Source organism: Saccharothrix violaceirubra (assembly GCF_014203755.1).
Classification (GTDB): Bacteria; Actinomycetota; Actinomycetes; order Mycobacteriales; family Pseudonocardiaceae; genus Actinosynnema; species Actinosynnema violaceirubrum.
This window is the reverse complement of record NZ_JACHJS010000001.1, coordinates 5154252-5180417: the sequence shown is the minus strand read 5'-3', so window position 1 is coordinate 5180417 and position 26166 is coordinate 5154252. Positions and strand designations below refer to the sequence as shown.

Sequence of the window (26166 nt, the reverse complement as noted above, 5' to 3'; positions counted from 1 at the left end):
ATGGTGAACGCGCATGGGCTGTTCGAGGGTGTTTGTCCGGCTGATTTTCGATTGGTCAAGTTTCGTTGAATAGTGCGTTCGAGGGTGGTTGGCCCGTATTTCGCGGAATTCTTCGGTCGGCTCTTCACGTGGAGTGGTGGTGCCGAGGGTGCGGGCGTCCTGCTTCGCGGGACTTGGCGATCACGATCCGGCCATCCGGGTTCCGGTGGCAGTCGGTGGGTGCTGTTCCGAACCGTCGAGCCGGTCGGGCGCACAACGGCTCCGCCTGGGCGGGGTCGGCTTCTCGGCGGAAACGATCCAGTACGAGACAGGGCTCGTCGTGCCCGGCGGGGCCTGCGGCGAACCGTGGCTGCGGGCACGTCGAGCATCTCGCGGATCACCGTCTCCCCCGCTCCGCCTCCTCGGTGCGCAGGGTTCGGAGGTGCGGCAGGACGTCCTGCTGTGCGCGGTCGGTGTGCCGGTGTCCGTTGGGCGCAAAGAGATTCCGCCGGATGAGTCCACGCGACCCTGCGTGACCGCCTTCTCCTCGTGCTACCCCCGAATCGCCGATTCACGGCCTGGTTCCGCTGTGGTTACGGTTGCCTGACCCGGCTTGTCCTGGACGATTCTTCGGGGAGGAGATCGTTCGATGAAGCTTGCGGAGAAACGTCGTTTCCGGCACGACCCGTTCGAGTTCATCGAGGATCTCCGACGTCGCGCGGACGGCGACGTGATCCGGTTGCCGTGGGGCGGCTGGTGCGTCGGCGACGCGGAGTCGGCGCGGACGTTGTTGCGCGCCCCCGAGTTCAACGCGGGCCCGTCGGCGTTCTTCAACGGACTGCTGCCCACGCGGGCCGCGCAGGTCGACGTCGGGCACGCGGCGCGGAACCTGTTGCGCGACCGGATGCCCGACTACCGGCGTGAACTCGGTGCCGCGGTCGCCCGACTGCCCGCGTCGACCCGGTGGCCGAGGGCCGGGATCGACCTCGTGTACCGGTGCCTGGCCGACGTCCTGCTGCTGCCGGACAGCCCGGCGCGTCCTCTGGCCGACCGTGCCGTCCACGGCGGCGTGCTGTTCCGGCCGGGTCGCGTCTGGCAACGGGCGCGGGCGGAAGTGCTGCGGGCACGGCTGATCGCGGCCCTGACGGCGGAGGTCGGGCGTCGTCGGGGGATCACCGGGGCCCGGGACGTGCTGGACGCGATGCTGCTCGCGTGCCCGCCGGAAACCCCCGACCGGACGGTGGCCGAGGTGTTCCTGGTGCTGTACCGGTCGATCCTCGCGCCGGTCGCCTCGTCGCTGGCGTGGTCGGTGTTGTTGGCGTGCCTGTACCTGCCCCGCCCCTGGCCGTGGCCCGCCGAGTGGGTCGTGCGCGAGGCGTTGCGGCACCGGCCGATGGTGTGGATGGTCGGCCGCGTCGTCGAACGGCCGACCGAACTCGGCGGCGTGGCGTTCCCCGCGGGCGAGATCCTGTCGGTCAGCCCCTACCTGCTCCACCACGACGAACGCCACTGGACGGCACCGGACGAGTTCCGCCCGGGGCGGTGGTCCGAACCGGACGGTCGCGGTCCCTACATCCCGTTCGGGGCCGGGCCTTTCACGTGCACGGGTGCCACCGTGGCGCAGCTGCTCGCGACCGAGGCCCTCGCCGCACTGGCCGCCGACACCCGCCTGGACACCCCGGACGGCGAACCCCGTCCGGTGATGATCGAAGGCGCGGTACCCCGCCCCTTCACCCTGCGTCGCACCGCTTGACGGTGCACGACCGTTCCCCGAACCCGGAGAGGAGGTGTCCCGCGATGATCGACATGCTGCGCCGCGTGTTGAAGACCAAGCCGCCCCAGCGGTGGATCTGGCCCTGACGCTCCGGTCCGACGGCCTGTGCGCTGATCCCGGCGCACAGGCCGTGCCCGATTCTCGTCAGACCGGCGGTTCCCGGTCGAGCAGCCCGACGGGGTCGGCGCTGTAGGCGACCATCCAGGTGGGGTCGATGCGGTACCAGACGCTCTCGTCCCAGAACGGGTCGTCACCGTCACCGTCGTAGTGGTCGACGAGGTAGTCGCGGATGGTCGGCCAGGTCGGGTCGCTGCTCGTTCCCTCCGGATTCAGCGGAACGGCATGTCCGTGCGTGAAGATGCCAAGCTGCTCGCCGCGCAGGAAAGTCGCGCTGATGCCGGGCCGTGCCGCGAGATGGCGGGCTTTGGCGGCCTGGCGGTGGGTGCCGACGATCCAACGGCCGTGCAGGAAGTGCCCGTCGGCGCCGCTGATGCGCGGTTCGCCACGCCGGGTGACCGTGGCGATCGCCAGGGTGCACATGCCTTGGCAGACCCGGACGACCTGTTCGGCGTCCAAGGTTCTCTCACCTGCCCGGATGATCGACTGGAGATGGCCGCTGGAGGCGGCCAACGACGTGTCGAGCAGGACCTGGATGCTGCGGAGTTCGTCCGGAGTTTCGAACACCCGACCAGGTAATCAGCTCCCACCGACAGTGTCGACGCGGCGCGCGGTCGCCGATCGGGAGTGGTCGGGTCGGTGCCGGTCCTGACTGACGGCGGTATGTCGTGGGCGAGGTAGATCGATAGCAAGCGATTGACTTTCGATAGATCTCACTTGATACTCGATCCATGGTCGCAGTGCAGCGGGCGGTGGCGCCCCTTCGGGTCTTCCTTGTCGTGTTGTTCGGGGTGTTGGTCGTCTTCCAGACGATGTCGTTGCCCGGCCAGTTCCGGTACATGGCCGAGCAGGACCCGGAGGCGGCCTACCTCCGGTGGCCCGCCACGGCGATCACCGTCTTCTGGGTCCTGTGCGTCCAGGTCGTGCTCGTGGCCACCTGGCGGCTGCTCACCATGGTCAAGCGGGATCGGATCTTCAGCGCCGGCGCGTTGAAGTGGGTCGACGCGATCATCTGGGCGATCGTCGCCGGGTGGGTCGTGTTGGTCGCCGTGCTGCTCTACGTCGGCTTCAACGCCGACGACCCGGGGTTGCCGATGCTGCTGTTCCTGATGACCGTCGGGGTCGCGGTGGCCGGACTGTTGATGATCGTCATGCGGGCGTTGCTGGTCCAGGCCACCACTCTGCGGTCCGACATGGACTCGGTGATCTGATGGCGATCGTCGTGCGCATCGACGTCGAGTTGGCCAAGCGCAAGATGAGCGTCGGCGAGTTCGCCGAACGCGTCGGGCTCACGCCCGCGAACGTGGCCGTGCTGAAGAACGGCCGGGCCAAGGCCGTGAGGTTCAGCACGTTGGAGGCCATGTGCCGGGTCCTCGGGTGCCAGCCCGGCGACCTGCTCGAGTGGGTCGAGGACGAGGCATGATCGAGGTACGCGGACTGACCCGTCGGTACGGCGACGTGCTCGCCGTCGACGACCTCACGTTCACCGTCGAACCCGGTGCGGTGACCGGATTCCTGGGCCCCAACGGCGCCGGGAAGTCGACCACCATGCGGATCGTGCTCGGGCTCGACCGGGCCACCTCGGGCACGGCGCTGGTCGGCGGGCGGGCGTACGCGAGCTTCCCGGCCCCGCTGCACGAGGTCGGCGCGCTGCTCGACCCCGGCGCCGTGCACCCGGGCCGCACGGGTCGTGACCACCTGCGGATCGCCGCCCGCACCAACGCGATCCCCACCCGACGGGTGGACGAGGTGATCGAGCGGGCCGGACTCGGCCAGGCCGCCCGGCGTCGGATCAAGGGGTACTCGCTGGGCATGCGGCAACGCCTCGGCATCGCCGCCGCGCTGCTCGGCGACCCGAAGGTGCTGCTGTTCGACGAGCCGGTCAACGGCCTCGACCTCGACGGCGTGCGGTGGATCCGCGGACTGCTGCGCCAACTCGCCGACGAGGGGCGGACCGTCCTCGTGTCCAGTCACCTCTTGAGCGAGATGCAGCAGATCGCCGACCGGCTGGTGGTCGTCGGGCGCGGGAAACTCATCGCCGACACCACTACCGAGCGGATCCTCGGCGGGCTCGGCCACGTGCGCGTGGTCAGCCCGGAGGCCGCGAACTTCGAGAAGGTGTTGGTGGACAAGGGTTTCGTCGTCCACCGCGACGGCGAGGAGCTGAGGGTGGAGAACAGCGGCGCCGACCACGTCGGGACCGTGGCGCACGAGTCGCGGATCCTGTTGCACCACCTGTCCGAGGTGCGCCAGTCGCTGGAGGACGCCTACCTGGACCTGACCGACGACAGCGTGGAGTACCGGGGAGTCGGCCGATGATCAGGACGTGTGCCGCCGAGTGGTCGCGGCTGTGGACGGTCCGGGCGACCTGGCTGCTGTTGGGCGTCGCCGCCGCCCTGATGGTCGCGGTCGGGTTCATCACGGGTTCCGAGGCGGCCGACCGCCCGCCCACCGGTGCGTCGGCGTGGACGGCGGCGTCCTTCGCCGCGATGCCCGCGCAGTTCGCGTTGCTCACGCTGGCACTGCTCGCCGTCACGTCCGACTACGCGACGGGAGGGATCGTGCCGAGCCTCCAGTGGACGCCCCGGCGTGGCGTGCTTTTTCTGGCACGCACGACGACGGCCGTGGTGACGGCCGCTGTCCTCGGCGTCCTGGCGGCGACCGCGTCCACGCTCACCGCCCACCTCGTGGCGGGTCCGGTGTTGCCGCTGGACGGGGTGGGGGAGGCGTTGCCCAAGGTCGCCGTGGTGTTCGCGGCGGGTGCCGCGCTCGCCGTCGGCCTGGGTTTCCTGGCCCGCGGCACGGCCGGGGCACTGGTCGTGGTGTTCCTGGCGATGCTCGTGCTGCCGCTGATCCTGCGGAACTTCGGCTACGAATGGTCGACGGCGGTCGCCGACGTGCTGCCCGGTTCGGGCGTGGTGTCGTTGCTGCTGCAGGAGATTCCCGGGATGACCACGACGAGATCGGTGGTGACGTTGCTCTGCTGGGCTGTCGGTGCACTCGCGCTCGGCTGGGTGCGCTTCGCCAAGGACGACGCCAACCGGTGAAGGTCGAGGTTCCGAAGTCGTTCCGCACCGGGTGACACCCGGCCACCCGTGCGCGACCATGGGGTGGCCCACACCGGATCCCGGAGTCGAACCGATGCCACGCAGCACCGTGACCGCTCTGCGCACCTTCGACGGGCTTCGCCTGGTCGGCACGCTGGTCGAACCCGACACACCGTCGACCCGTACCGCCGTCCTGGTCCACGGTGGTGGCGTCACTCGTGAGGAGGGCGGCTTCTTCGGGAGGTTGGCGACCGGCCTGGCCGAAGCGGGGATCACGTCGCTTCGATTCGACCTCCGTGGGCATGGTGAGAGCGAAGGGCGCCAAGAAGAATGCAGCCTGACCATGCACCTCAACGACATTTCGGTCGCGGTCGACCTGGGCCGCCGGGAGACGGGCACCGTCCACCTGATCGGCACTAGTTTCGGCGGCTGCCTGGTCGCCTACTACGCCGCGAGGCGGCACGCCGATGTCGGCCGTCTGGTACTCCTGAACCCGCAATTCGACTACCTCGACCGCTATGCCGGGCAGAAGTCACCAGGAACGGCTTCATCGCCCACTCCGCGACAGTCCGCCACGGACGGGCATTCCTCAACGACGTCTTCCGGATCCGCCCGAACGAGGTCCTCGGCGAGATCGTCGCGCCGACCCTCGTCGTACACGGCACCAAGGACACGTTCGTCCCGGTGGAGTCGTCGCGGACGGCCGTCACGCGGCTGACCGCCGAATGTCGTCTGGTGGAGATCGACGGTGCCCAGCACGGCTTCGCCGTCCATGACGATCCGCTATACCTGAATCCTCGAAGTCAGGCGTGGCAAGCCTTCGTCATCGGGACGGTGCGGGACTGGCTGACGTCTTGACCGCCTCGGCCAAGGCGCGCGGTCCCGGCAGTGTCGACCAAGACTTGAGGCTGCCCCCTCGCCCCTTCACCCTTTGACGCACCGCTTCGCGGTGCGCATCGGGTCCGGCCGTCTCGGAAAGACGTGGACAGCCCTCACCACCGTGTTGTGAAGCGTGTCCGACGTCAAGCCGGCCCGCCGGTCGATCCGGGAGTTGGGAGATACCGCGGCCCGCCCACCGATACCCGGGCCTTGCCGCCAGGTGACCCGTGTCACCGGTCCGGCGCCGGACCGGCTCGTGAGAAAACTCATCCTGACGAGGTGGTGTTCCTGGATCTCGTCGACGGCATGATTAGCCGGCCAGATTCTTGATGACGATCTCGGCTAGTTTTTCGGATTCCCGACAGGATTTCCCGGTTCTGGCCGTGTCTTCGTCACCAAGGGTCATTTGAATAAGTACGGCGTCTTTTCCGGATGTTTTTACGGTGGTTCCACAATCACGTGTGCCGTTGGTTGCGTCTGAGCTGTAAGCCTCTCGTCCTGCGACGGTCGTGTCCTTGAAGATGGGTCGGTCTTTCACATTCTCGCGCATTGATTCGAAGGTTGATCCTTTGGTTACGAGGGTGAGTGCGTAGGTGTTGTCCGCTGTGGGATCCTTTCCCGGCCACGTGCAGGTGGGTCCTAGTATGCTGACTTCTTGTTTGGGTGTCTTGAGCTTTCCGAGCGTACTCAGCTGTTCTGGTTTGACCAGTTCGCAAGGGCGGTCGGTGAATCGAGAGATGTTGAGGTCTTTTCCGGTGGGGGATGATGTACTGGTGGTGCCGCCTTGCTCGGTGGCTGGGGTGGGATTACCGGTGGTGGTGGTTTTTGTGCACGCGGAGACCATGATGATGGGGATCGCGGCGAGTGCCGCCGCGGCGAGTCTGCGGTTCACGGCGTATCAGGCCTTCAGTCCGAGTTCGGCGTTCTTTTCGGTGACTTGGTACTGTGCCAGTGCGGCTTCGATGTTCTCGATGGTCTTCTGCAGTGCGTTGCGGGCTTGGAGGTTGGCCCAGAGATAGCCGCCTGGTTCGTGACCTGAACTCGTGCGGATCGCCTTCGCTGCGGCACCGCTGTACAAGTCCTTGCCCGGCGGTTCCATTTGGCTGAGTCGGTCGCCTGCTTTTTCGAGTTCGAGTAACTTCTCCAGGGCGACTTTGAGGTCGTCGATGAGTTTCGGGCCTGGGTCGGGTCGACGCTGAACCTGGTCTGGGTGCCGGTCAGGGAGCTTCCACCCCTCTGGCGCTCACCGTCTCGGCCAGGAACTCGACCCTGCCTCCGCCGCCATCGGCCTCGTGTAGGGCTTCTCCCCTCGATCGTCGCCGCTCGCTCCGCGATGATGGCATAGCGCCCCGAACGAGTGGGGCGTTCCGGCCTATCGGCCCGGCGGGTGAACGTGCGACCGACGGGTTCTCGGGCCGGTGACGCGGTACCCGGTGGTCAGCCGAGCCGGTCGGACTTGAGGGCGTCGAGCCAGGAGCGGGTCACGGTCACCGTGCCCGCGTCCGGGTTCTTGCTGTCCCGGACCAGGAACCTGTTCCCGTCCACCGCCAGTTCGACACAGTCGCCCCCGCCGGTTCCGCCATCACCCGAGTGGCTGCTCTTGCGCCAGTTGGTCATCGGCACCGTCCTTGGTCATGTCCGTTGGTCGTAAGTCTTCACGGCCCTTTTGATCGCGTCCAGTGAGTCGGAGGCCGGGAGTGCTCGTCCGGTCAGGATGCCCCAGCGTTCGGTGCACACTCGCACGGCGGCGCGGTCTTCGATGTAGATCGCGCCGCCCGGACCCTCGGTGTAGCCGAAGTCGGGGATGGGGTCGGGCAGGGTCAGCAACGAGAACGGCCCGAGCAGAGCGGGAGTCACGCCGACCGACCTCGGCAGGATCTGCACGGTGATGTGTTCCTGCGAACCGGTGTCGGCCAAACGCTGGAGTTGATTGCGCATGACCGACGCCGGGCCGACCTGCCGCTCCAGAATCGCTTCGTCCAGGACCACGTGGAGTCGGAGTGGGACGGGTCGAGCAAGGACGTGCTGCCGTGCCATCCTCGCCAGGACTCGGCGCTCCACGGTTTCGTGCGTGATGCCCGGGTTGATGCCGTGGATCAGCGCGCGGGTGTAGTCGGCGGTCTGGAGCAGGCCCGGTACCACCATGGTCTCGAACTGGCGGCGGGCCACGAGCGCCGGTTCGACGCTGAGCAGGTTGTGGAAGTCCTCGGGCAGGTCCTTGCGGACCGACAGCCAGTGGCCGCGCCGGTGCGCGGTGGCCGCCAGGTCGACCAGCCACGTGCGCGTGTCCTCGTCGGTGACCTCGTACGCGTCGAGCAACTGCTCCACCTCGTGGGGCTTGACGCGCTGCTCCCGCGTCTCGACCCGGCTGAGCTTGGACCTCGACCACCGGCCCGGTGCGTCCCGAAGCCGTTCCATGACGTCGTCGATGGTGAGTTCGCGCTGCTCGCGTAGCTGTCGGAGACCTTCGGTGAGCTGCCAGCGGCGGACCGTCGCGCTGGCCAGGTCGTCGAATTCCTGCCCCATGGTGTACCCCGATCAGGTGGAAAAGTGGTATCCCACTTTTCGCTTGGCCATCCCGTGCGACACGGTAGCGCTGCTACACGCGATCGACGACGAACGACACGGAGGCCACGGCATGGTGGACACGATCGAGGACGGCGACTTGGACGACTACGAGAGGTTCGTCGCGGAGATGATCGCGGACGACCGGCCGTCCCTGTTCGCCGTGCTGGCCGAGTACGGCGAGCGGACGGACGCCGAGATCGCCGCCTGGGGTTTGGCCTGGCCCGACCACGTCGAGGTCGTGCTGGCGGGAGGCGGCCGGCTGAAGTCGTCCTCGACGGAGCGCGTGGCCACGTTCGTGCGGCGGACCCGGCGCGGCTGTCGGGTGCGGATCGTCCGGGCCGACGACCTTCCCGCGCCGCGTGCGTGACCGGGAAATCCTGTCGCGGCGCACGCTCCATGTCGTCGGGGAGGCCGGGGTCCGGTCCCGCTCCGTCCCGGCGAGGGGCTTTCCGCCGCACCGCGGGGGAACAGGTCCGACCAGTGTCCGAAAAGGACTCTTGGCGCACGGCATCGCGGCGCGGAGGAACGCGTGACCATGACCGACGAGGACCCGCGTCGGCTCGGCTCGGCGAGGCGTCCTCGGTGCGCGACCTCGACCGGTGAAGGCCGGCTCCCGCGAGGGGGAGCCGGCCTTGAACTCACGCCGTCGAAGGCTCAGGGGATGCTGCCTGACGGCGGCGCAACCTCGGCAGCACCAGGGTCCACACCAACACGGCCGCCAGCGCGTACGCGACGGTCATGGTCAGGCTCATCGACAACGGACTGGTGCCGCCCAGCGACACCAGTGGCGCCACCAGCGGACCGACCGCGAACCCGGCCGTGCCCAGCAGCGCCGCCGCCGTGCCCGCCCGGTCCCGGTGGTCCTCCAGGGCCAGCGCCGTGCCGTTGCCGTACGAGCCGCCGCTGGCCACCATCAGCAGCGCCAGCGGCACGAGCAGTGCCACCAGCCCCGCGTCGAACAGGACCGACACGAGCATCGCCAGTGCCGCGACGGCACCCATCGTGGTGCCGATCGTGTACATCCGCGCCGGTCCCAGCCTGCGCACCACGAGGCGGTTGATCTGGGCACCCACGACCGACATGATCGCGTTCGCGGCGAAGCACACGCTGAACAGCTGCGGGCTCATCGAGAAGCTGCCCTGCAACACGAAGCTGATCGACGCCAGGTACGTGAAGAACGCGACCCCGCCGAACGCGCCCACCAGCAGGAAGCACAGGAACAGCTTGTCCTTCAGCACGACGGCGAACTCGCCCGTGCTGCCGTGCACCTGCCGGGCTTCCGGTGGCAGGCTTTCCGGCAACGACGTCAACGCCAGCACGAACAGCAGCACGCCGATCCCGGCCAGCACCGCGAAGATGCCACGCCACCCCATGAACGGCGCCAACTGGCCGCCGATCACGGGCGCCACGATCGGCGCGATGGCCCCGACCGTGCCCAGCATCGCCAGCAGCCGCACCAGTTCCACGCCGTCGGCCAGGTCGCGCGCCACCGCGATGGCGATCACGATCCCGGCCGAGCCGCACAGCCCCTGGAAGAACCGCGCCGCCAGCAGCAGTTCGATCGACGGCGTTATCGCGCACACCAACGACAGCACAGCGAACAGCCCCACCCCGACCAGCAGCGGCTTGCGCCGCCCGTACCGGTCGCTGAGCGGCCCGAGGACGAGCTGGCCGAGCGCGAGGCCCAGCATGCACGCCGACATGGTCGCCTGGGCGAGGCTGTCGCTGGTGCCGAGGTCGCCGGCGAGCTGCGGCAGCGTGGGCATGTACAGGTCCATCGAGATGGGCCCGAACATCTCCAGCAGCCCCAGGACGACGGCGACCCGGCGCAGGCTCACGGTGTCCGCAGAATCCGCCGCAGCCACGACAAGCGGCTCGCGGCGGCGGCACGGGACACCAGGGCGTCGGGCGAGAAGCCCGCGAACCCGTGGTACCCGCCCGCCCAGATGTGCAGCTCGGCCTGTCCGCCCGTGGCCCAGATCCGCAGGGCGTAGTCCGTCGCCTCGTCGCGGAAGATGTCGGCCGCGCCGACGTCGACGTACGCCGGCGGCAGGTTGGACAGGTCGGTCATCCGGGTCGGGACCTGGTACGGGGACGCGTCGTCGGTGTGCCGCAGCTCGCCGAGGATCGCGTTCCACGCGGTGTCGTTGTTGTTGCGGTCCCAGGCGCCGAGGCCGTCGTACTGCAACGTCGACACGTTCACGTTGCGGTCGTCGATCATCGGGCACTGGAGCAGCTGCCCGGCGATCGCCGGACCCTGCCGGTCGCGGGCCAGCAGCGACACGCCGGCGGACAGGCCGCCACCGGCGCTGGCGCCCATGACCACGATCCGCGACGGGTCCACGCCCAGCTCGGCGGCGTGCTCGGCGAACCAGACCAGGCCCGCGTAGCAGTCCTCGACCGCGGCGGGCGCGGGGTGCTCGGGCGCCAGCCGGTACTCGACCGAGACGCCGACCGCGCCGAACTCCAGCACGTCGGCGATCAGGCCGTCGATGCCGAAGTGCCGGGTGCCCAGGACCATGCCGCCGCCGTGGATCAGGTAGAGACCCGGCGCGTTCTCGACCGCCTCACGCGGCCGGACGATCGTCACCACGATGTCGGGCTGACCCTCGGGGCCGGGGACCGTGCGGTCCTCGACCACGACCGGGCTGTCGCCGACGATGACCTCGATCGGCGGGATGATCCCGGCGAAGTGGTCCCGGTTGGCCAGGATCGTGTCCGCGCGCAGCGGGATCTGCTCGACCATGTCGAGGAACGCCGCCAGACCCGCTTCCAGCTCCGGGTCGTAGGGGACCGGGGGAGGTGTTCGGCCCGAGGAGTTCTCCGTGCTCACGCCGCCCCCAGACCCAGCACGCGCCGCAGCCAGTTGGTGCGGACCTCCAACGCGATCTTGGTGACGTTCCAGTCCGGCACGTACATGTCGAACCCGTGGAACGCGCCGCTCCACACGTGCAGCTCGGCGTTGCCGCCGGTCGCCCAGATCCGCGTGGCGTACTCGGTGTCCTCGTCGCGGAACGGCTCCGCGCTGCCGACCTCGATGAGCGCGGGCGGCAGGTTGGACAGGTCCTTGGCGCGGGTGGGCGCCGCGTACGGCGACACCTCGTCCGTGCCGACCTTGTCGCCCAGCAACGAGTTCCAGCCCGCGATGTTGGACTCGCGGGTCCAGGTGCCGATGCCGCTGTACTGCTTGCTGGCGATCGTCGTGTTGGTGTCGTCGATCATCGGGCACAGCAGCAGCTGCCCGGCCAGCGCCGGACCCTGCCGGTCGCGGGCCAGCAGGGCCACGCCGGCGGACAGGCCGCCGCCGGCGCTGCCGCCCATGACCACGATGCGCGTGGGGTCGATGTTCAGCTCGGCCGCGTTGGCCGCCGTCCACACCAGGCCCGCGTAGCAGTCCTCGACCGGCGCCGGGTCCGGGTGCTCGGGGGCGAGCCGGTACTCGACGTTGACCGCGACGACGTTCAGCTCCAGCACCAGGGCCAGCAGCCGGCCGACGTCCATGTTGCGGTGGCCGACCATCATGCCGCCGCCGTGGATGTTGTAGAGGCCGGGCACCGGGCCGGTGAGGCCGCGCGGGGAGATGATCGTGATCTCCAGGTCGGGTGCGCCCTCGGGGCCGGGGATCGTCCGCTCGACGACGTCGACCGGCGCGTCGCCGACCTGCTCGGCGGCGGGCGGGAACATCGCGGCCATGCCCGCGCGCATCGCGGGGATGCTCTCGGGCGTGAACGGCGGTGCGTCCGGCTGCACGATCTGCGCCAGCGCCGCCTCGATCTCGGGGTCGAACGGGACGGGGGTGTGGGTCACGGCGGGCTCCTCGCTCATGATTAGGGGATCACGGCCCCTCGGGGTCGACGATGCCGCGGTCGACCCAGAACGGCTCGACCAGCGCGCGCAGCTCCTCGGCGCCGACCCGCTCGACCAGCTCGGCGGCGGCCAGGTTGTCCTCCAGCTGCGTCAGCTTGGTCGCGCCGAACAGCGTGGTGACGTTGGCCGGGTGGGTCAGCGTGAACGCGACCGCGAGCCGCGCCGGGCTGGTGCCCAGCTGCTCGGCGACCTCGGCGATGCCGGCGACCTGCTCGCGCATGGCCTCCCGCACGCCGCCGGGGTCGCGGCCGATCTCGCGGCTCTGGCCGGTGCTGCCGGCCAGGATGCCGCCTTCCAGCACGTCGGAGGCCTGCATCGCGAACCCGTCGGCGAACAGCGCGCCGAACGGCTCACCGTCCGGAATGGACCGACGGCCGATGCTGTACTTGAGCTGGGCGATCACCGGGCCGGGCAGACCGCGCTCGGCCGCGATCTCGCGCAGCCGGCGGATGTTGGTCGCGGACCAGTTGTTGACGCCCCAGGCGCGGATGAGACCGGCCTTGGTCAGCGCGCCCAGGTCCTCGACGAAGTCCTCCAGGACGACGCCCTCGGTGCGGATGTCGCCGAGGATCACCAGGTCGGCGACGTCGAAGCCGCCGCGCAGGAAGGCGTTCTCCAACTGCGGGCGGAACCCGTTCTCGCCGAAGCCCTCCAGCCACAGCTTGGCCGAGACCAGGTACTCGTCACGCGGGATGCCCGAGGCGCGCATGATCGAGTTCCAGATGACGTCGGTGAACACCGGCGGCATCGGCGGGACGCTGTACACGCCCACGTCGAACAGGTTGACACCGGCGTCGACGGCCGTGCGGATCATGGTGACCGCGTCGGCGAAGTCCATCCGGTCGTAGGTGTGCCAGGAGCCGAGCGAGAGCGCGGACACGTCCAGGTCGGTCGTGCCGAGGCGTCGGCGGGGAAGTGGGGACACGGTGTGCCTCCTGCCGGTCAGGCGAGACGGGGGTCGATGACGGCCTTGACCTCGTCGAGCCGGTGCATCGCCTCGATGCGCTCGGACGCGGCGGACAGGCCGACGGGGGAGCCGAACAGGTCGTTCCAGGGCATGCGGTCGGTGAAGGCGGAGAAGAACTCGATCGCCTTGTGGTAGTCCGAGATGTCGCCGTTGAGGGAGCCGTGCACGGTCAGCTCCTTGCCCATGATCGTGCCCAGCGCGAGCGGGGCGCCGACCGGGCCGGTGCTGCCGACGATCACGACGTGGCCGCGCTGCGCGGCCATGTTCACGGCCTCGACGCCGACGGTGGGCGCACCGGCGAAGTCCAGGACCAGGTCGGCGCCGTGGCCGCCGGTCACCTCGCGGACCCGCTCGACGATGCCGTCGGAGCCCAGCGCGATGTCCACGGTGTCGCTCGCGCCGAACTCGCGGGCCAGCGTGAGCCGGGACTCGGGCGCACCGACCGTGATGACCTGGGCCGCGCCGGAGATGTGGGCGACGGCCGTGGCGAACACGCCCAGCGCGCCGGAACCCTGGACGACGACCTTCTTGCCGGTCAGGCCGCCGACGTAGGAGAACGCCCGGAGCACGGTCTTGGCCGCGCAGCCGGCCATGGCCGTCCAGGTGTCCGGCAGGGCCTCGGGCAGCAGCAGCTTGGCCGAGCGGGGCACGACGTAGGCGTACTCGCACAGGCCGGCGGTGGCGTACGGGTGTACGTCGGAGCGCTGGAGGAAGCCGTAGCCACGACGCGAGCAGGCCACCGGCTCGCGCAGGATCACGCAGCCGTAACACTCGCCGCAGGTCGACTCGGACCAGCCGATGCGGGAGCCGACGGTGACGTCTCGGCCGAGCGCGTCGCGGGTGCCCTCGCCGACGGCGACGACCTCGCCGACCATCTCGTGGCCGAGCACCATGGGCAGCATGCCCGGGAAGCTCATCTTGCCGGACCAGATCTCCACGTCGGTGCCGCAGAGCGTGGCGCACGAGACGCGGACCAGGGCCGCACCGGGCTCGATCTCGCTCGGGAGGGGGAGTTCGGTGAGGGTCAGCGGCTTGCCGTGCTCGGTCAGCACCGCCGCTCGGGTGGAAGTCGGGACGGTCATCGGACTCCTTCCGGATGGCGGGTGGGCACGGACCGGCCACCCGGCGTTTTAGTCTACGTACGTCGACAAAAATGTCGAGACCCCGGACACATCGGTCCGGATCGTCCGAGGTGGGGTGCTGACCACGACGATCGTGCACCCCCGGTTGTGCGAGCGCCCGTGGATCACCGTCCACACGGGACGGTGATCCACGGGCGCGGATCGCGGGGTCGGTCGCCGACCCGGCGCGGGGGTCAGACCAGCAGCTGGCCGCCGTCGACGGGCAGGCTGGTGCCGGTGATGTGGGCGGCGTTCGCGCTCGCCAGGAACACGACGGCCGCCGCGACCTGCTCGACGGCCGCGAGCTGCCGCAGCGGGATGCGGGCCAGCCACGCCTCGCGGGCGGGGGAGCCCTCGGGCAGGCCCATGGCCAGCATCGGGGTGAGCACCGGGCCGGGCGCGACCGCGTTCACGCGGATACCGTGCTGGGCGAGTTCGATGGCCGACCACCGGGTGAGCGCGTCGACCGCGGCCTTGCTGCTCTCGTAGCCGCCCATGCCCGGGGTGGGCTGACGACCGCCGATGGAGGACAGGTTGACCACCACACCGCCCTGGCCGCGCTCGACCATGCGGCGGGCGACCTGCTGGGTGATGAGGAACGTGCCCTGCACGTTGACCTGGAGGATGCGCAGCATGTCCGCGGCGGGCAGCTCCAGCAGGCCGCCGTGGATGGTCAGCAGGCCCGCGTTGTTGACGAGCACGTCGACCGGGCCGGCCTCGTCCAGCGCCTTGGCGATCGAGTCCTCGTCGGTGATGTCCGCGGTCACGCCGCGCACACCCAGCTCGGCGGCGGCCTCGGCGGCGCCGGCGACGTCGGCCAGGACGACGTCGTCACCCAGGGCGGCGAACGCGGAGACGATCGCGCGGCCGATGCCGCCGGCGCCTCCGGTGACCAGGACGGTGCGGGCAGAGGTCATCGTCGAATCCTCTCGGGTGGCCGGTGGCCGATCGGGCTTGCAGTATACAAGCGTAGAAAATAAACCTGTTGGACCACAAGGTGAACCGTCCGTACGGGCGCCCTCGCGGTCGCGGTCGGCGGCACTCGCGCGGCCGGGCCCGGGACGTGTCTCGGGGGGCTGGCGATTTTAGTCGACGTGCGTAGACTAACGCTTCTCTCGCCCCGGGCGGCACCCCCAGGTCCGTCCGCATCCCAACGAGGAGTCCGCAACTCATGACCGTCCCTACCCCGGACCGCATCGTCGACATCGCGATCGGCTACATGGGTGCCAAGCAGCTGTTCGCCGCGTCCCGCGTCGGCCTGTTCAAGGCCCTGGCCGACGGCCCCCGCTCGGCCGCCGAGCTGGCCGCGACGACCGGCATCAGCGAGAAGTTCGCCCGCATCCTCGCCGACGCGATGAACGCGAAGGGTTTGCTGAACCGCGAGGAAGGTCGTTACTCCCTTGCGGAGGACGCCGCGGAATACCTTGGTGGCAATGGTGCAACCGATCTCGCACCGTTCCTCGGCTTCCTGAACGAGATCAGCTACGGCCATTGGTTGCAATTCGACAACACGGTGGACACGACCACGCCGGGCGACTTGCAGATGGACGAAGGTCGCTGGGCCGTGTTCATGGCGGGCGTGATGCGTTACAACTCGCTGCACGCCGAGCAGCTCTCCCGCGGGTTCGACTTCTCGGGGTACCGCTCGCTGCTGGACCTGGGTGGTCTGTCGCCCGAGTTCGCGGTCGGCGCGCTCAAGGCCAATCCGGAACTGACGGCCCGCTTCGTCTTCGACCCGTCGGCCACGCAGGGCATCACCGACGCCCTCGCCGCGAACGGCTTCACCGACCGGGCGACCATCGAACCGGCGGCCACCGACACCGCCGCTCCGGGCGGTGACCACGACCTTGTCATGGTCAACCACGTCATCCACCGCTTCGACGCGGAGCAGAACAAGGTCATCCTGGCCAACGCGCGCGCCGCCGCGAAGGAGGGTGCGACGCTCCTGCTGCTCGACTTCTTCCTCGACGACGACGCCCGCCAGCGGCCGATCGACGCCCTGCACGCGGGCGAGTACTTCGTCATCGACGGCACGGTGGTCTACCTCGAGTCCGAGGTGCGGGACTGGCTGACGGCCACCGGCTGGAAGGCGCGCGAGGTGCTCTCGCTGCCGGGCAGCCCGCGCGTGCTCGTCGCCGAAGCGGTCTGAGTCGTCGCTTTTCGTATACGATTCTCCGACTCGTATACGATTCCGCCTGATCACTCGACGGATGCTCGGTTACTTTTCGGATAATTCCGGGTTGGTCAACCGTTGATTTTTTTGCCGACGGTCGTAGACTATCCCGCATCCTGACAGTGAGCCAGGTCTCACTCCTTGATCTAGATGCCTCAGGCGAGGACCAGCCCGCTCCGCGGCGCGTGACCCCGCCGGCAGTCCATCACCCGAGAGAAGGACTCGATGACGAGGACACGAGCGGCCCTGGTCGCTATCGCCGCGGTGGCGGCCACCGCGCTCGCCGCATGTACCGGCACCGGTGGCGGCGGTGCCGCCCCCACGGACGCCGCGGGTGCCCCGCAGATCGACGAGTTGAAGGCCGGCGTCTTCCTCGACGTGACGTCCTGGGACCCGGCCAACGCCGACATCGGCTTCGACGGCCCGTACCTGTCGGCCGTGTACGACCCGCTGGTCTCCCTGGACAAGGACGGCAAGCCGGTCCCGGGCCTGGCGACCTCGTGGGAGTGGTCGGCGGACCGCCTCACGCTGAGCCTGAAGCTGCGCACCGACGCCCAGTTCGAGGACGGCCAGAAGTTCGACTCCGCGGCGGCCGTCGCGAACATCGACCACCTCAAGAAGGGCGTCCGCTCCGGTCAGGCGTACCTGAACGTGGCGAGCGCCGAGGCCAAGGGCCCGGACGCGGTCGACCTGAAGCTGTCCAAGCGGGACGACGCGCTGCTCTACCAGATGGGCCTCGGCCGCAGCTGGATGGCGTCCCCGGCCGCCATCCAGGCCAACTCGCTGGTCAACGCGCCGGTGGGCTCCGGTCCGTACACGTACGACAAGGCGCTGTCCGCGCCGCAGTCCCAGTACGTCTTCAACAAGAAGGACAAGCACTGGGACTCCGCCACCTTCCCCTTCCCGAAGGTGACGCTGTTCCCGATCACGGACCAGACCGCGGCGTTCAACGGCATGCTCTCCGGCCAGCTCAACATGCAGTTCGCGAACGCGGCGAACCTGCCCAAGGCCAAGGAGAACAACTGGAACGTGGCCTCGAAGGCCGCGTCCTGGGTGGGCGTCCAGTTCGCCGACCGCACCGGTGGCCAGGTCAAGGCCCTGGGCGACCAGAAGGTCCGCCAGGCGATCAGCTACGCGTTCGACTCGGCGGGCATCCTGTCCGCGGTGGCCGCCGGCTCCGGCACCGTCACCAACCAGGTGTTCTCGGTGGACGCGCAGGTCTACGACAAGTCGATGAACGACAAGTACAAGACCGACATGGCCAAGGCCAAGGCGCTGCTGAAGGAAGCCGGCTACGCCGACGGCTTCTCGGTCAAGATGCCGATGTCGCCGATCTTCGCCGCGTGGCAGCCGGTCGCGACCCAGACGTTCACCGAGCTGGGCATCAAGGTCGAGTGGGTCGACATGGCCATGCCCGACTACCAGAAGAACGCCCCGACCTACCCGATGTTCCTCGCGGTGATCGCGCTGGCGGGTAACGACATGGCGACGCTGACCGACCAGGTGACCACCGCCCAGTGGTACAACCCGAACCCGGCCGTCGACGCCTTCCCCGAGGTCAAGGCCCTGGTGGAGCAGGTCGAGAAGGCCGAGCCCGGCGACGCCCAGACCGCGCTGCTCAAGCAGCTCAACACCAAGCTGGTCGACCTGGCGTGGTGGAGCCCGTGGTACCAGGCCGACAACACCTACTTCAGCGTGCAGGGCATCAAGGTCACTCCGATGACCGGCATGATGTTCCCGACGCTGCGGTTCATCCAGCGCGGCTGACGCGCCCGTGCTCCGGCAGGTCCGTCCACTTCGGACGGACCTGCCGGTGAGGAGCCGAGATAATGCTGTCTTTCATCACGAAACGCCTGTTGTCGGGAATCCTGCTGCTCGTCGTCGTCATGACGGGCACCTTCTTCCTGGCGCACCTGGTCATCGGGGACCCGAGCTACGGGTTGCTCGGTGCCAGCGCGACCGAGGCCCAGCGGGCCGCCCTGGGTGCCAAGATCGGCATCGACCGGCCGCTGACGACCCAGTTCGTCGACTGGGTCTCCCACGCGATCACCGGTGACTTCGGCGTCTCCTGGCGCAGCTTCACGCCGATCGGCGACCAGCTCGCGCAGCGGGTGCCCATCACCCTGTCGGTCGTGTTCTTCGCGACCCTGCTGTCCGCGATCCTCGGCGTGGCCGTCGGCATCGCGTGCGGCCTGCGGCCCGGCAGCGTGCTGGACCGCGTCCTGAAGTCGGCGTCGGTGATCCTGTTCGCGCTGCCCGGCTTCTGGATGGCCCTCGTCCTGGTCACCTGGTTCGGTGTCCAGCTCAAGTGGTTCCCGACGTTCGGCTACGTGTCGCCGGAGATCTCGGTGGGCAAGTGGCTCGTGTCGATCACGCTGCCGTCGGTCTCGCTCGCGATCGGTGCGATCGTGATGATCGCGGAGCAGTTGCGCAACAGCGTCATCCAGGTCAACAACCAGGACTTCGTCCGCACCCTGCGGGCCCGCGGTCTCCCGCGCGGCCGGGTCACCCGGCACGTCCTGCGCAACGCCTCGCCGGCCGCGCTGACCATCCTCGCGCTGATGTTCGTCGGCCTGATCGGCGGTGCCGTGGTGGTCGAGACGATCTTCAACCTCAACGGCATCGGCACGTGGACCCAGTCCGCCGCGCAGATCGGCGACATCCCGGCGCTGCTGGGCCTGACCGCCATCTCCATCGTCTTCGTCGTCGTCATCAACTTCCTGCTCGACCTCGTGCTCGGGTGGGTCAACCCGAAGGTGCGCGAACGATGACCGCAGCCCCGTTCCCCACCGCACTGGCACCCGTCAAGCGGGTGTCGCTGTTCCGGCGCTACCTGCGCCGGCCGGCCGGCGTGGTCGCCCTCGTCGTGATGCTGTTGATCGTGCTGGCCGCGATCCTCGCGCCATGGCTCGCGCCGTTCGACCCCGACCACGTCGACTTCAAGCTGGTCCGCGCCGAACCGGGCAACGGTCACCTCTTCGGCGGCGACTCGGCCGGTCGGGACGTGTACAGCCGCCTGCTCTACGGTGCGCAGACCTCGCTGTTCGGTGCGCTGATCACGTGTGTCGCGGGCGTCGTGCTCGGTGTGCCCACGGGTGTCATCGCCGGGTACTTCGGCGGTACCGCCGACCGGGTCTTCTCCTGGATCAGCGACGCGTTGCAGTCGGTCCCCGGCATGCTCGTGCTGCTGATCGTGGCGGCGGGCACCGGCCAGTCGTTCACGATCCTGATGATCACGCTGGGCGTGTTCCTGGCACCCGGCTACTACCGGATCACCCGCGGCCGTGCGCTGGCCGTGCGCAAGGAGCCGTACATCGACGCCGCGCGCGTCGCCGGCGTGACCAACGGGCGCATCATCCGCACGCACATGCTGCGCGCGGTCTACGCCCCGATCATCGTCCAGACGGCCCTGACCGCAGGTCTCGCGATCGGTATGCAGGCGGGTCTGCAGTACCTCGGCATCGGCTCGGCCAGCACGCCGAGCTGGGGCCAGACGATGAACGACGGCTACCAGAACATCCGGACGAGCCCGCTGCTGCTGCTGTGGCCGTCGCTCGCGCTCGGGTTGACCATCGCGGCCCTGGCCTACATCGGCTCGATCCTGGCCGACCTGATCAGCGTCCGGGCGGAGACGCCCACCCGCAAGATCCGCCTGCGGGTGCGGGAAGAACTCAAGGCCGCGCCGAAGGCGGACGACCTCTCCGCGCGTGAGGTCAGCGGTGTGCACCAGCACGAAGCCGAGAATTGCGCCCTGCGCATCGACAACCTCCGGGTCGGGTACGCCACCCAGTCCGGGCTCAAGGAGGTCGTCAAGGGCGTGTCGCTCGACGCCGCGCCCGGCGAGGTGCTCGGCATCGTCGGCGAGTCCGGCTCCGGCAAGACCCAGACCATGTTCGCCGCGCTCGACCTGCTGCCCACCGGCGGCACGGCCGTCGCGGACGGCATCTGGGTCGGTGGCCGTGAGGTGGGCAAGCTGTCGTCCGCCGACCGCCACGCGCTGCTGGGCAAGTCGATCGGGTACGTGCCGCAGGAGCCGATGACCAACCTCGACCCGTGCTACACGATCGAGCACCAGTTGGTCGAGCCGCTGCGCCGCGTGATCGGCCTGTCGAAGGAAGAGGCGCGCAAGCGGGCCCGCGAGGTCCTGGTCCGGGTCGGCATCACCGACCCCGAGCGCGTCCTCAAGTCCTACCCGCACCAGATCTCCGGCGGCATGGCGCAGCGCGTGCTCATCGCGGGCGCGGTGGCCGGTCGGCCGTCGCTGCTGGTCGCGGACGAGCCCACGACGGCGCTCGACGTGACCGTGCAGGCCGAGGTGCTCGAACTGCTGCGCGAGTTGCAGCAGGAGTACGGCATGGCGCTGGTGATCGTGACGCACAACTTCGGCGTCGTCGCGGACATCTGCGACCGCGTCGTGGTGATGAAGGACGGCCGGATCGTCGAGACCGGGCCGGTCGAGCGGATCTTCCGCGACGCCGCGGACCCGTACACGGCCGAGCTGATCGGTGCGTCGCTGGACGACACCGAGGGCCGGGTCGAACTCGACGAGGTGTGGGTGGCGGCTTCGGCCGGTGCCGGTGTCGAGGAGCAGAGCGCCGCGAACGTGGGCGGAAAGGACGACGCGTGATGAGCGCTCCCCAGGACACGACGCCGTTGCTCGTGGTGGAAGACCTGGTGGTCGACTACCGCATCTCCCGGAAGGTCAACTTCCGGGCGCTCAAGGGCGTGTCGATCGACGTGAACGCCGGCGAGTGCGTCGGCCTGGTCGGCGAGAGCGGCTCGGGCAAGTCGACGCTGGGGCGGGCCCTGCTCGGGCTCGCGCCGGTCTCCGGCGGGAAGATCACCTTCGACGGCCGGGACATCACCCACCTCAAGGGTGCCGAGCGCCGCAAGCTGGCCAACGACATCCAGGTCGTGTTCCAGGACCCGTACGGGTCCCTGGACCCGACCATGACGGTCGGCGAGGTCCTCGCCGAGCCGCTGGAGGTCACCGGCACGAAGAAGGCCCAGGCGCAGGCGATCGTCGCCGAGATGCTCGACCGCGTGAAGCTGCCCGGGGACTCCGTGCACCGGTACCCGAGCGAGTTCTCCGGCGGTCAGCGCCAGCGCATCGCCATCGCGCGGGCCCTGGTCCGGCGGCCCCGGCTGATCGTCTGCGACGAGCCGGTCAGCGCGCTCGACCTGACCACGCAGGCGACCATCCTCGACCTGTTCATCGACCTCCAGCGCGAGACGGGCGTGGCCTACCTGTTCGTGTCGCACGACCTGGGCGTCGTGCGACGGGTGTGCCACCGCACGTCCGTGATGTACCAGGGCGAGATCGTCGAGGCCGGTCCCACGGAGAAGATCACGCAGCAGCCGGAGGACCCCTACACCCAGCGGCTGCTGCTGGCCGCGCCCGTCGCCGACCCCACCCGTCAGGCCGAACGCCGGGCCGCGTGGCTCGGTCTTCGGGCGTCGGCGTGACGAACGCGCATCGGAGCACCCATCATGCCGAAGGTCATAGATCATGATCAGCGGCGTCGGGAGATCGTCGAGGTCGCCAAGAAGCTGATCGCCGAGGGCGGCTTCGAGGCGGCCACGATGCGCAGCATCGTCACCGCCGCCGGTTTCGCCAATGGCGCCCTCAAGCACTACTTCGACGGCAAGGACGGCATCATCGCCGCGACGTTCCAGAGCGTGCTCCAGGAGACGGAGCGCCGGGTGTCCACTTTGGACCCCGGCGCGACGCCCCTGGAGGCGCTGCACGGGTTCGTCGAGGCGGCGATGCCGCTCGACTCGCACCGGATCACGTCGGCGCGCGTGCTCCTGGTGCTGTGGGAGCACTCGGTCGCGAACCCGGAGTTGGCGCGGCAGTACCGGGAGCTGCTGACCATGTGGCGGGCCGAGCTGACCACGCGGATCTCGGCCGTCCTGGGCGATGTGCCGTCGGACGCGCCGACCGTCGGTGTGTTGGCGGACGAGATCATCTCGGTCACGATCGGGGCGAACGTGGCCAGCCTGATGCACCCGGTGGGTGAACTCGTGGTGCGCTACAACGCCTACATCGACGGGTTGATGAAGCGCATCGCCGGGTGACCTCGTCTGGACCCGTACCGGCTTATTGTCTACGCTCGTAGAATGACAAGCTTCGCCGCGCTGCCGGCTACTCGCACCGCTCCCACCGCCGAGGTGTCCGGCCCGCCGGTCGTCCTCGTGCACGGGTTCGCCTCCAACGGCGCCGCCGACTGGCCCGCCGAGCGCTGGGCCGACGCCCTGGCGGCGGCCGGTCGGGAGACCATCGTCGTCCACCTGCCCGGCCACGTGGGCGGCCCGGCGGTGTCGTCGGCCGACGAGGTCACGACCACCCAGGTTCTCGGTCGGATCGCGGCGGCCGTCGGCGACCAGGAGGTCGACGTCGTCGGCTACTCGCTGGGTGCCCGGCTCGCGTGGGACCTGGTGTCCTCCGTGCGGGTGCGGCGCCTGGTGCTCGGCGGACTCAGCCCGATGGAGCCGTTCGGCGCCGTCGACCTGGCCGCGGCCCGTGCCGCCGTCCAGGGTGGACCGCAGCCCACCGACATGCTGACCGGAATCATCACCAGCATGGTGGCCCAGCAGGACGCCACGTCGTTGCTGCTGCTGGTCGAGGGCCTCGCGCGCGAGCCGTTCAACCCCGCTGCCGGTGCGCCCACTGTGCCGACGCTGTTCCTCGCCGGCGAGGCGGACCCGATGGCGCAGGGCATCGACCACCTGGTCGGTCTGGTCCCCGATGCCCGGCTGGTGCGGGTGCCCGGCGACCACCTCGGCGCGCTGGCGGGCGAGGACCTGCGCAAGGCCGTCTTCGAGTTCCTCGACATCTGATCTCTTCCCGAAAGTGGCCACGGTGCTGCGGCGCACCGTGGCCCTTTGCGTTCCCGAACGCGCGAGTTATGCGTTCAGACACTGTGAAATGTGCACTCGGACACCGTGAGTTGTGCGTTCGGGCACTGTGAAATCCACACTCGGTCGGTGCTCGGAGTGGGCTGTTTCCCTTGGCGTGTCGGGGATTCGGGCGTCCTGTCTCGATACGGGTCGACACCTAAGTAGTAGCTGCGGTCGGGTGAAGGTGGTCGACCTTCGTCGGTCGGGCTTCGAGCATGGGCGGGTCCGTTCCGACTGTGCAGGGGTGGTCCCATGGCATCGGTGTCGAGAGCGTGGTCGTTGGTGGTCGCGGTCGCTTGTGCGGCGGTCGTGTGCGTGTCGGGTGGGGCGGGGGTCGAGGAGGCTGTCGGGGAGGAGCCCGGCTGTGCCGACGGGACCTCGGTCAGAGCGCCTGACGGGTCCGTGTGCGGGCTTGTCGGGAATGGGGTGAGGTCTTATCTCGGTGTTCCTTACGCCCAGCCGCCGGTGGGAGAATCGCGGTGGCGGGCGCCGGTTCGGGTCTCGCCCTGGAGTGGGACGTTGGCCGCCACGCGGCCGGGGAGTCGATGTCCTCAGCCTGGCTCGGGGGACGAGAACTGCCTGTTCCTCAACGTCCGGGTTCCGCAAGGGGAGTTCCCCCGTCCGCTGCCGGTCATGGTGCAGCTCCACGGCGGGGGTTTCCTGCTCTTCGGGCCCAGTGACGGGACCCGGCTCGCCGCCGGTGGGGCGGTGATCAACGTCGAGGTGCACTACCGGCTCGGGATCATGGGGTTCTTCACCGCCAAGGAGTTGGGCGAGCACGCCGGGAACTACGCCATCCAGGACCAGCAGGAGGCGTTGCGGTGGGTTCGGCGCAACATCTCCGCCTTCGGGGGAGATCCGGGCAACGTGACTATCTACGGTGCGTCCGCCGGTGGGTCGAGTGTCTGCGCCCAGCTCGTCTCGCCCGCGTCGCGCGGGTTGTTCCACAAGGGGATCATCCAGAGCGGGTTCTACAACTCCTTGCGGGGTAAGGACACCTCTTGGCAGGCGCAGGACTGCAAGGCGCGGTGGCCTTCCGAAGAGGAGGCTCAGGCGGCTGGTGCGCGGTTCGCCGCCGCTGTCGGGTGTGGCGGTGTCGCCGACGTGGCCGGCTGTCTGCGGAAGGTTCCCGCCGCGAAGCTCGTCGACCAGGCCGGCAACGGGATGGGGGTCGCGAGCGGCACTATCGCGCCGGTCGTGGACGGGGTCACCATTCCGCTGGCGCCCGCCGACGCGATCCGGACCGGACGGCTCAACCGGGCCGTCGTGATGAACGGGGTGGCGCGGGACGACGTGCAGCTCGCGGCGGCCGAGACGCCCGAGCGGTACCGGGAGCTGGTCCGCGAGCAGTATGGCGAGTACGCCGACGAGGTGTTCGCACGTTATCCGCTCGAGCGCTTTCCCGAGCCGTCGCCCTTCCTGGCCTATCGGACGATCACTGCCGACGCCAATTCCGTCTGCCCGTCGCTGCGCGCCTCGCGGCAGCTCTCCCGTCATCTGACCGTCTTCCTGTACCAGGTCGACAACCCCGACTCGCCGCCCGCCGGGTGGCTCGACCAGACCAAGCCCAACGGGGCGTTCCACGTGTCGGAGAACAGCTTCCTGTTCGCGCCCGTCGGCACCGCGTGGAACCCGAACCAGACCGTGTACGGGCGTCAGCTCGTCGCCCAGTGGACCGGGTTCGCCCGCACCGGGAACCCGACCGTGCCCGGCACTCCACTGTGGACTCCGTTCACGCGCGACGACCAGCGGGCGCTCGCGTTGCTGCCGGCCGGCAACAGCGTGCTGACCGGTGAGATCGGCGAGCAGCACCAGTGCGACTTCTGGGACTCGGTCGCGCGCGATTGAGCACGCGCCACCGCCGTGCGGAGGGTTCCGATCCTGCTTTCGTCCGTTGATCCGGGTATCCGTTCACGCTTACGTTCGCGGAGCAGGTCCGCCGCCGCGTGATCCCCTGCGAACCCGTTGGCGAAGGAGCCGGACGATGAGGTTGGGACGAAAACTCGCGGCGGTGGTCGCCGGAACGGCCGTTGCCCCGTTCGTCGTGGTGCTGTCGGCCGGGCCGGCCAGTGCGCACGGCTACATCACGTCGCCGCCGAGCCGCCAGGCGGTGTGCTTCGCGGGCCGGATGTCCGGCTGCGGCGACATCATCTACGAGCCGGCGAGCGTCGAAGGACTCAAGGGGCAGAAGAACTGCCACGGCGGCGACGCGCGGTGGGCGCCGCTCAACGACGACAACAAGCCGTGGCCCGCCGCCTCGGTGGGCGACAACGTCCCGTTCACCTGGACGATCACGGCCAACCACTCGACCACGACGTGGCAGTACTGGGTCGGCGGGTCCAAGATCGCGGAGTTCGACGAGCGCGGTCGCCAGCCGGGGGTGACCGTGCGGCACAACGTGAGCCTGGGCGGTCGCACCGGACGGATCAAGGTGCTGGCGATCTGGAACATCGCCGACACCGCGATGGCGTTCTACAACTGCGTCGACCTCCAGGTCGGGCCCGGTGGTCCCGGCCCGACGAGCACGACGAAGCCGACCACGACCGAACCGGAACCGGAACCGACGACCACGACCGTGCCGACGACCACGACCACGACGCCGGTCGGGAACTGGGCGCCGGGGGTGGCCTACTCGGTGGGGACGCGGGTGACGTACGGCGGTGCGTCGTACCGGTGCGTCCAGGCGCACACCTCGCTGGCCGGGTGGGAGCCGCCGAACACGGCCTCGCTCTGGCAGCGGGTGTGAGTCCGCGGGCCGTCCGGGGGGCCTCCCG

General features: G+C 69.4%; 27 protein-coding genes. 16 read left to right on the top strand and 11 right to left on the bottom strand.

All coding sequences use genetic code 11. The features are described from left to right. Positions 1-628 precede the first annotated feature (628 nt). Positions 629-1732 (top strand): cytochrome P450, encoded by a 1104-nt coding sequence (locus tag F4559_RS23640; protein WP_184672142.1) that lies wholly within the window; start codon positions 629-631, stop codon positions 1730-1732. 165 nt (positions 1733-1897) lie between these two features. Here the strand turns inward: F4559_RS23640 and F4559_RS23635 are convergent, their stop codons facing one another. After that, a complete protein-coding gene (locus F4559_RS23635; protein WP_184672140.1) occupies positions 1898-2437 on the bottom strand; it encodes a pyridoxamine 5'-phosphate oxidase family protein in 540 nt (179 codons plus the stop codon). Positions 2438-2601: 164 nt separating this feature from the next. On the opposite strand from F4559_RS23635, the gene F4559_RS23630 reads away from it, so the two are divergent. From F4559_RS23630 to F4559_RS23610, 5 genes are all read left to right on the top strand, one after another. Beyond that, positions 2602-3081, top strand: coding sequence for a DUF2975 domain-containing protein (locus F4559_RS23630; RefSeq protein WP_184672138.1), 480 nt, complete (start codon positions 2602-2604; stop codon positions 3079-3081). Next, positions 3081-3293: a helix-turn-helix domain-containing protein gene (locus F4559_RS23625; protein WP_184672136.1), complete on the top strand. Its 213-nt coding sequence runs from the start codon at positions 3081-3083 to the stop codon at positions 3291-3293. Before F4559_RS23630 ends, F4559_RS23625 begins: the two co-directional genes overlap by 1 nt. After that, positions 3290-4189, top strand: coding sequence for an ABC transporter ATP-binding protein (locus F4559_RS23620; RefSeq protein ID WP_184672134.1), 900 nt, complete (start codon positions 3290-3292; stop codon positions 4187-4189). The genes F4559_RS23625 and F4559_RS23620 overlap by 4 nt, the downstream gene beginning before the upstream one ends. Next, on the top strand, positions 4186-4917 hold the full coding sequence (locus F4559_RS23615) for a hypothetical protein (protein ID WP_184672132.1): 732 nt from the start codon (positions 4186-4188) through the stop codon (positions 4915-4917). The genes F4559_RS23620 and F4559_RS23615 overlap by 4 nt, the downstream gene beginning before the upstream one ends. A 109-nt stretch (positions 4918-5026) precedes the next feature. Further along, on the top strand, positions 5027-5635 hold the full coding sequence (locus tag F4559_RS23610; RefSeq protein WP_312865788.1) for an alpha/beta hydrolase: 609 nt from the start codon (positions 5027-5029) through the stop codon (positions 5633-5635). Between the two features lie 471 nt (positions 5636-6106). On the opposite strand, the gene F4559_RS23605 is transcribed toward F4559_RS23610, so the two are convergent. The 4 genes from F4559_RS23605 to F4559_RS23590 form a co-directional block, all read right to left on the bottom strand. Then, positions 6107-6688 (bottom strand): DUF3558 domain-containing protein, encoded by a 582-nt coding sequence (locus F4559_RS23605; RefSeq protein ID WP_184672130.1) that lies wholly within the window; start codon positions 6686-6688, stop codon positions 6107-6109. A 6-nt stretch (positions 6689-6694) separates the two neighbouring features. After that, positions 6695-6895 carry a hypothetical protein gene (locus F4559_RS23600; protein ID WP_184672128.1) on the bottom strand — a complete coding sequence of 67 codons (201 nt, stop codon included), beginning with the start codon at positions 6893-6895 and terminating at the stop codon, positions 6695-6697. A 338-nt stretch (positions 6896-7233) separates the two neighbouring features. Further along, the gene (locus tag F4559_RS23595) at positions 7234-7413 is read right to left on the bottom strand and encodes a DUF397 domain-containing protein (protein WP_184672126.1); all 180 of its coding nucleotides are present in this window, start codon (positions 7411-7413) and stop codon (positions 7234-7236) included. A gap of 15 nt (positions 7414-7428) precedes the next feature. Continuing rightward, a complete protein-coding gene (locus F4559_RS23590; RefSeq protein ID WP_184672124.1) occupies positions 7429-8322 on the bottom strand; it encodes a helix-turn-helix domain-containing protein in 894 nt (297 codons plus the stop codon). A gap of 112 nt (positions 8323-8434) precedes the next feature. On the opposite strand from F4559_RS23590, the gene F4559_RS23585 reads away from it, so the two are divergent. Beyond that, on the top strand, positions 8435-8731 hold the full coding sequence (locus F4559_RS23585) for a hypothetical protein (RefSeq protein WP_184672122.1): 297 nt from the start codon (positions 8435-8437) through the stop codon (positions 8729-8731). A gap of 271 nt (positions 8732-9002) precedes the next feature. Here the strand turns inward: F4559_RS23585 and F4559_RS23580 are convergent, their stop codons facing one another. From F4559_RS23580 to F4559_RS23555, 6 genes are all read right to left on the bottom strand, one after another. Then, positions 9003-10202, bottom strand: coding sequence for a multidrug effflux MFS transporter (locus tag F4559_RS23580; RefSeq protein WP_184672120.1), 1200 nt, complete (start codon positions 10200-10202; stop codon positions 9003-9005). Continuing rightward, the gene (locus tag F4559_RS23575; RefSeq protein ID WP_184676138.1) at positions 10199-11110 is read right to left on the bottom strand and encodes an alpha/beta hydrolase; all 912 of its coding nucleotides are present in this window, start codon (positions 11108-11110) and stop codon (positions 10199-10201) included. Before F4559_RS23575 ends, F4559_RS23580 begins: the two co-directional genes overlap by 4 nt. Before the next feature lie 83 nt (positions 11111-11193). Further along, the gene (locus F4559_RS23570; protein ID WP_221447358.1) at positions 11194-12189 is read right to left on the bottom strand and encodes an alpha/beta hydrolase; all 996 of its coding nucleotides are present in this window, start codon (positions 12187-12189) and stop codon (positions 11194-11196) included. A gap of 10 nt (positions 12190-12199) precedes the next feature. Then, positions 12200-13156: an aldo/keto reductase gene (locus tag F4559_RS23565; protein ID WP_184672116.1), complete on the bottom strand. Its 957-nt coding sequence runs from the start codon at positions 13154-13156 to the stop codon at positions 12200-12202. Positions 13157-13173: 17 nt separating this feature from the next. Then, a complete protein-coding gene (locus tag F4559_RS23560; protein ID WP_184672114.1) occupies positions 13174-14280 on the bottom strand; it encodes a zinc-binding dehydrogenase in 1107 nt (368 codons plus the stop codon). A gap of 233 nt (positions 14281-14513) precedes the next feature. After that, positions 14514-15236, bottom strand: coding sequence for an SDR family NAD(P)-dependent oxidoreductase (locus F4559_RS23555; RefSeq protein ID WP_184672112.1), 723 nt, complete (start codon positions 15234-15236; stop codon positions 14514-14516). 254 nt (positions 15237-15490) lie between these two features. On the opposite strand from F4559_RS23555, the gene F4559_RS23550 reads away from it, so the two are divergent. The 9 genes from F4559_RS23550 to F4559_RS23510 all read left to right on the top strand — a co-directional run bounded on the left by F4559_RS23550 (position 15491) and on the right by F4559_RS23510 (position 26138). Then, positions 15491-16468, top strand: a complete 978-nt coding sequence (locus F4559_RS23550) for a methyltransferase (RefSeq protein ID WP_184672110.1) — start codon at positions 15491-15493, stop codon at positions 16466-16468. A gap of 249 nt (positions 16469-16717) precedes the next feature. Beyond that, positions 16718-18259, top strand: coding sequence for an ABC transporter substrate-binding protein (locus tag F4559_RS23545; RefSeq protein ID WP_184672108.1), 1542 nt, complete (start codon positions 16718-16720; stop codon positions 18257-18259). A gap of 62 nt (positions 18260-18321) precedes the next feature. Next, the gene (locus F4559_RS23540) at positions 18322-19263 is read left to right on the top strand and encodes an ABC transporter permease (RefSeq protein WP_184672106.1); all 942 of its coding nucleotides are present in this window, start codon (positions 18322-18324) and stop codon (positions 19261-19263) included. After that, positions 19260-21119 (top strand): dipeptide/oligopeptide/nickel ABC transporter permease/ATP-binding protein, encoded by a 1860-nt coding sequence (locus F4559_RS23535; protein ID WP_184672104.1) that lies wholly within the window; start codon positions 19260-19262, stop codon positions 21117-21119. Before F4559_RS23540 ends, F4559_RS23535 begins: the two co-directional genes overlap by 4 nt. After that, the gene (locus F4559_RS23530; RefSeq protein ID WP_184672102.1) at positions 21119-21958 is read left to right on the top strand and encodes an ATP-binding cassette domain-containing protein; all 840 of its coding nucleotides are present in this window, start codon (positions 21119-21121) and stop codon (positions 21956-21958) included. Before F4559_RS23535 ends, F4559_RS23530 begins: the two co-directional genes overlap by 1 nt. 24 nt (positions 21959-21982) lie before the next feature. Further along, complete coding sequence (locus F4559_RS23525; protein WP_184672100.1) at positions 21983-22570, top strand: TetR/AcrR family transcriptional regulator; 588 nt, start codon at positions 21983-21985, stop codon at positions 22568-22570. 42 nt (positions 22571-22612) lie between these two features. Further along, complete coding sequence (locus F4559_RS23520; RefSeq protein ID WP_184672098.1) at positions 22613-23332, top strand: alpha/beta fold hydrolase; 720 nt, start codon at positions 22613-22615, stop codon at positions 23330-23332. Positions 23333-23644: 312 nt separating this feature from the next. Then, positions 23645-25240, top strand: coding sequence for a carboxylesterase/lipase family protein (locus F4559_RS23515; protein WP_184672096.1), 1596 nt, complete (start codon positions 23645-23647; stop codon positions 25238-25240). A 136-nt stretch (positions 25241-25376) separates the two neighbouring features. Further along, positions 25377-26138, top strand: a complete 762-nt coding sequence (locus tag F4559_RS23510) for a lytic polysaccharide monooxygenase (protein ID WP_184672094.1) — start codon at positions 25377-25379, stop codon at positions 26136-26138. The last annotated feature ends 28 nt before the right edge of the window (positions 26139-26166 follow it).

Coding starts and splice junctions, on each gene's coding strand:
- F4559_RS23560 (WP_184672114.1), bottom strand. CDS start 14,280: ATGACCGTCCCGACTTCCACCCGAGCGGCGGTGCTGACCGAGCACGGC.
- F4559_RS23545 (WP_184672108.1), top strand. CDS start 16,718: ATGACGAGGACACGAGCGGCCCTGGTCGCTATCGCCGCGGTGGCGGCC.
- F4559_RS23535 (WP_184672104.1), top strand. CDS start 19,260: ATGACCGCAGCCCCGTTCCCCACCGCACTGGCACCCGTCAAGCGGGTG.
- F4559_RS23555 (WP_184672112.1), bottom strand. CDS start 15,236: ATGACCTCTGCCCGCACCGTCCTGGTCACCGGAGGCGCCGGCGGCATC.
- F4559_RS23540 (WP_184672106.1), top strand. CDS start 18,322: ATGCTGTCTTTCATCACGAAACGCCTGTTGTCGGGAATCCTGCTGCTC.
- F4559_RS23630 (WP_184672138.1), top strand. CDS start 2,602: ATGGTCGCAGTGCAGCGGGCGGTGGCGCCCCTTCGGGTCTTCCTTGTC.
- F4559_RS23590 (WP_184672124.1), bottom strand. CDS start 8,322: ATGGGGCAGGAATTCGACGACCTGGCCAGCGCGACGGTCCGCCGCTGG.
- F4559_RS23585 (WP_184672122.1), top strand. CDS start 8,435: ATGGTGGACACGATCGAGGACGGCGACTTGGACGACTACGAGAGGTTC.
- F4559_RS23530 (WP_184672102.1), top strand. CDS start 21,119: ATGAGCGCTCCCCAGGACACGACGCCGTTGCTCGTGGTGGAAGACCTG.
- F4559_RS23595 (WP_184672126.1), bottom strand. CDS start 7,413: ATGACCAACTGGCGCAAGAGCAGCCACTCGGGTGATGGCGGAACCGGC.
- F4559_RS23615 (WP_184672132.1), top strand. CDS start 4,186: ATGATCAGGACGTGTGCCGCCGAGTGGTCGCGGCTGTGGACGGTCCGG.
- F4559_RS23620 (WP_184672134.1), top strand. CDS start 3,290: ATGATCGAGGTACGCGGACTGACCCGTCGGTACGGCGACGTGCTCGCC.
- F4559_RS23550 (WP_184672110.1), top strand. CDS start 15,491: ATGACCGTCCCTACCCCGGACCGCATCGTCGACATCGCGATCGGCTAC.
- F4559_RS23525 (WP_184672100.1), top strand. CDS start 21,983: ATGCCGAAGGTCATAGATCATGATCAGCGGCGTCGGGAGATCGTCGAG.
- F4559_RS23520 (WP_184672098.1), top strand. CDS start 22,613: ATGACAAGCTTCGCCGCGCTGCCGGCTACTCGCACCGCTCCCACCGCC.
- F4559_RS23515 (WP_184672096.1), top strand. CDS start 23,645: ATGGCATCGGTGTCGAGAGCGTGGTCGTTGGTGGTCGCGGTCGCTTGT.
- F4559_RS23640 (WP_184672142.1), top strand. CDS start 629: ATGAAGCTTGCGGAGAAACGTCGTTTCCGGCACGACCCGTTCGAGTTC.
- F4559_RS23570 (WP_221447358.1), bottom strand. CDS start 12,189: ATGAGCGAGGAGCCCGCCGTGACCCACACCCCCGTCCCGTTCGACCCC.
- F4559_RS23575 (WP_184676138.1), bottom strand. CDS start 11,110: ATGGTCGAGCAGATCCCGCTGCGCGCGGACACGATCCTGGCCAACCGG.
- F4559_RS23625 (WP_184672136.1), top strand. CDS start 3,081: ATGGCGATCGTCGTGCGCATCGACGTCGAGTTGGCCAAGCGCAAGATG.
- F4559_RS23600 (WP_184672128.1), bottom strand. CDS start 6,895: ATGGAACCGCCGGGCAAGGACTTGTACAGCGGTGCCGCAGCGAAGGCG.
- F4559_RS23510 (WP_184672094.1), top strand. CDS start 25,377: ATGAGGTTGGGACGAAAACTCGCGGCGGTGGTCGCCGGAACGGCCGTT.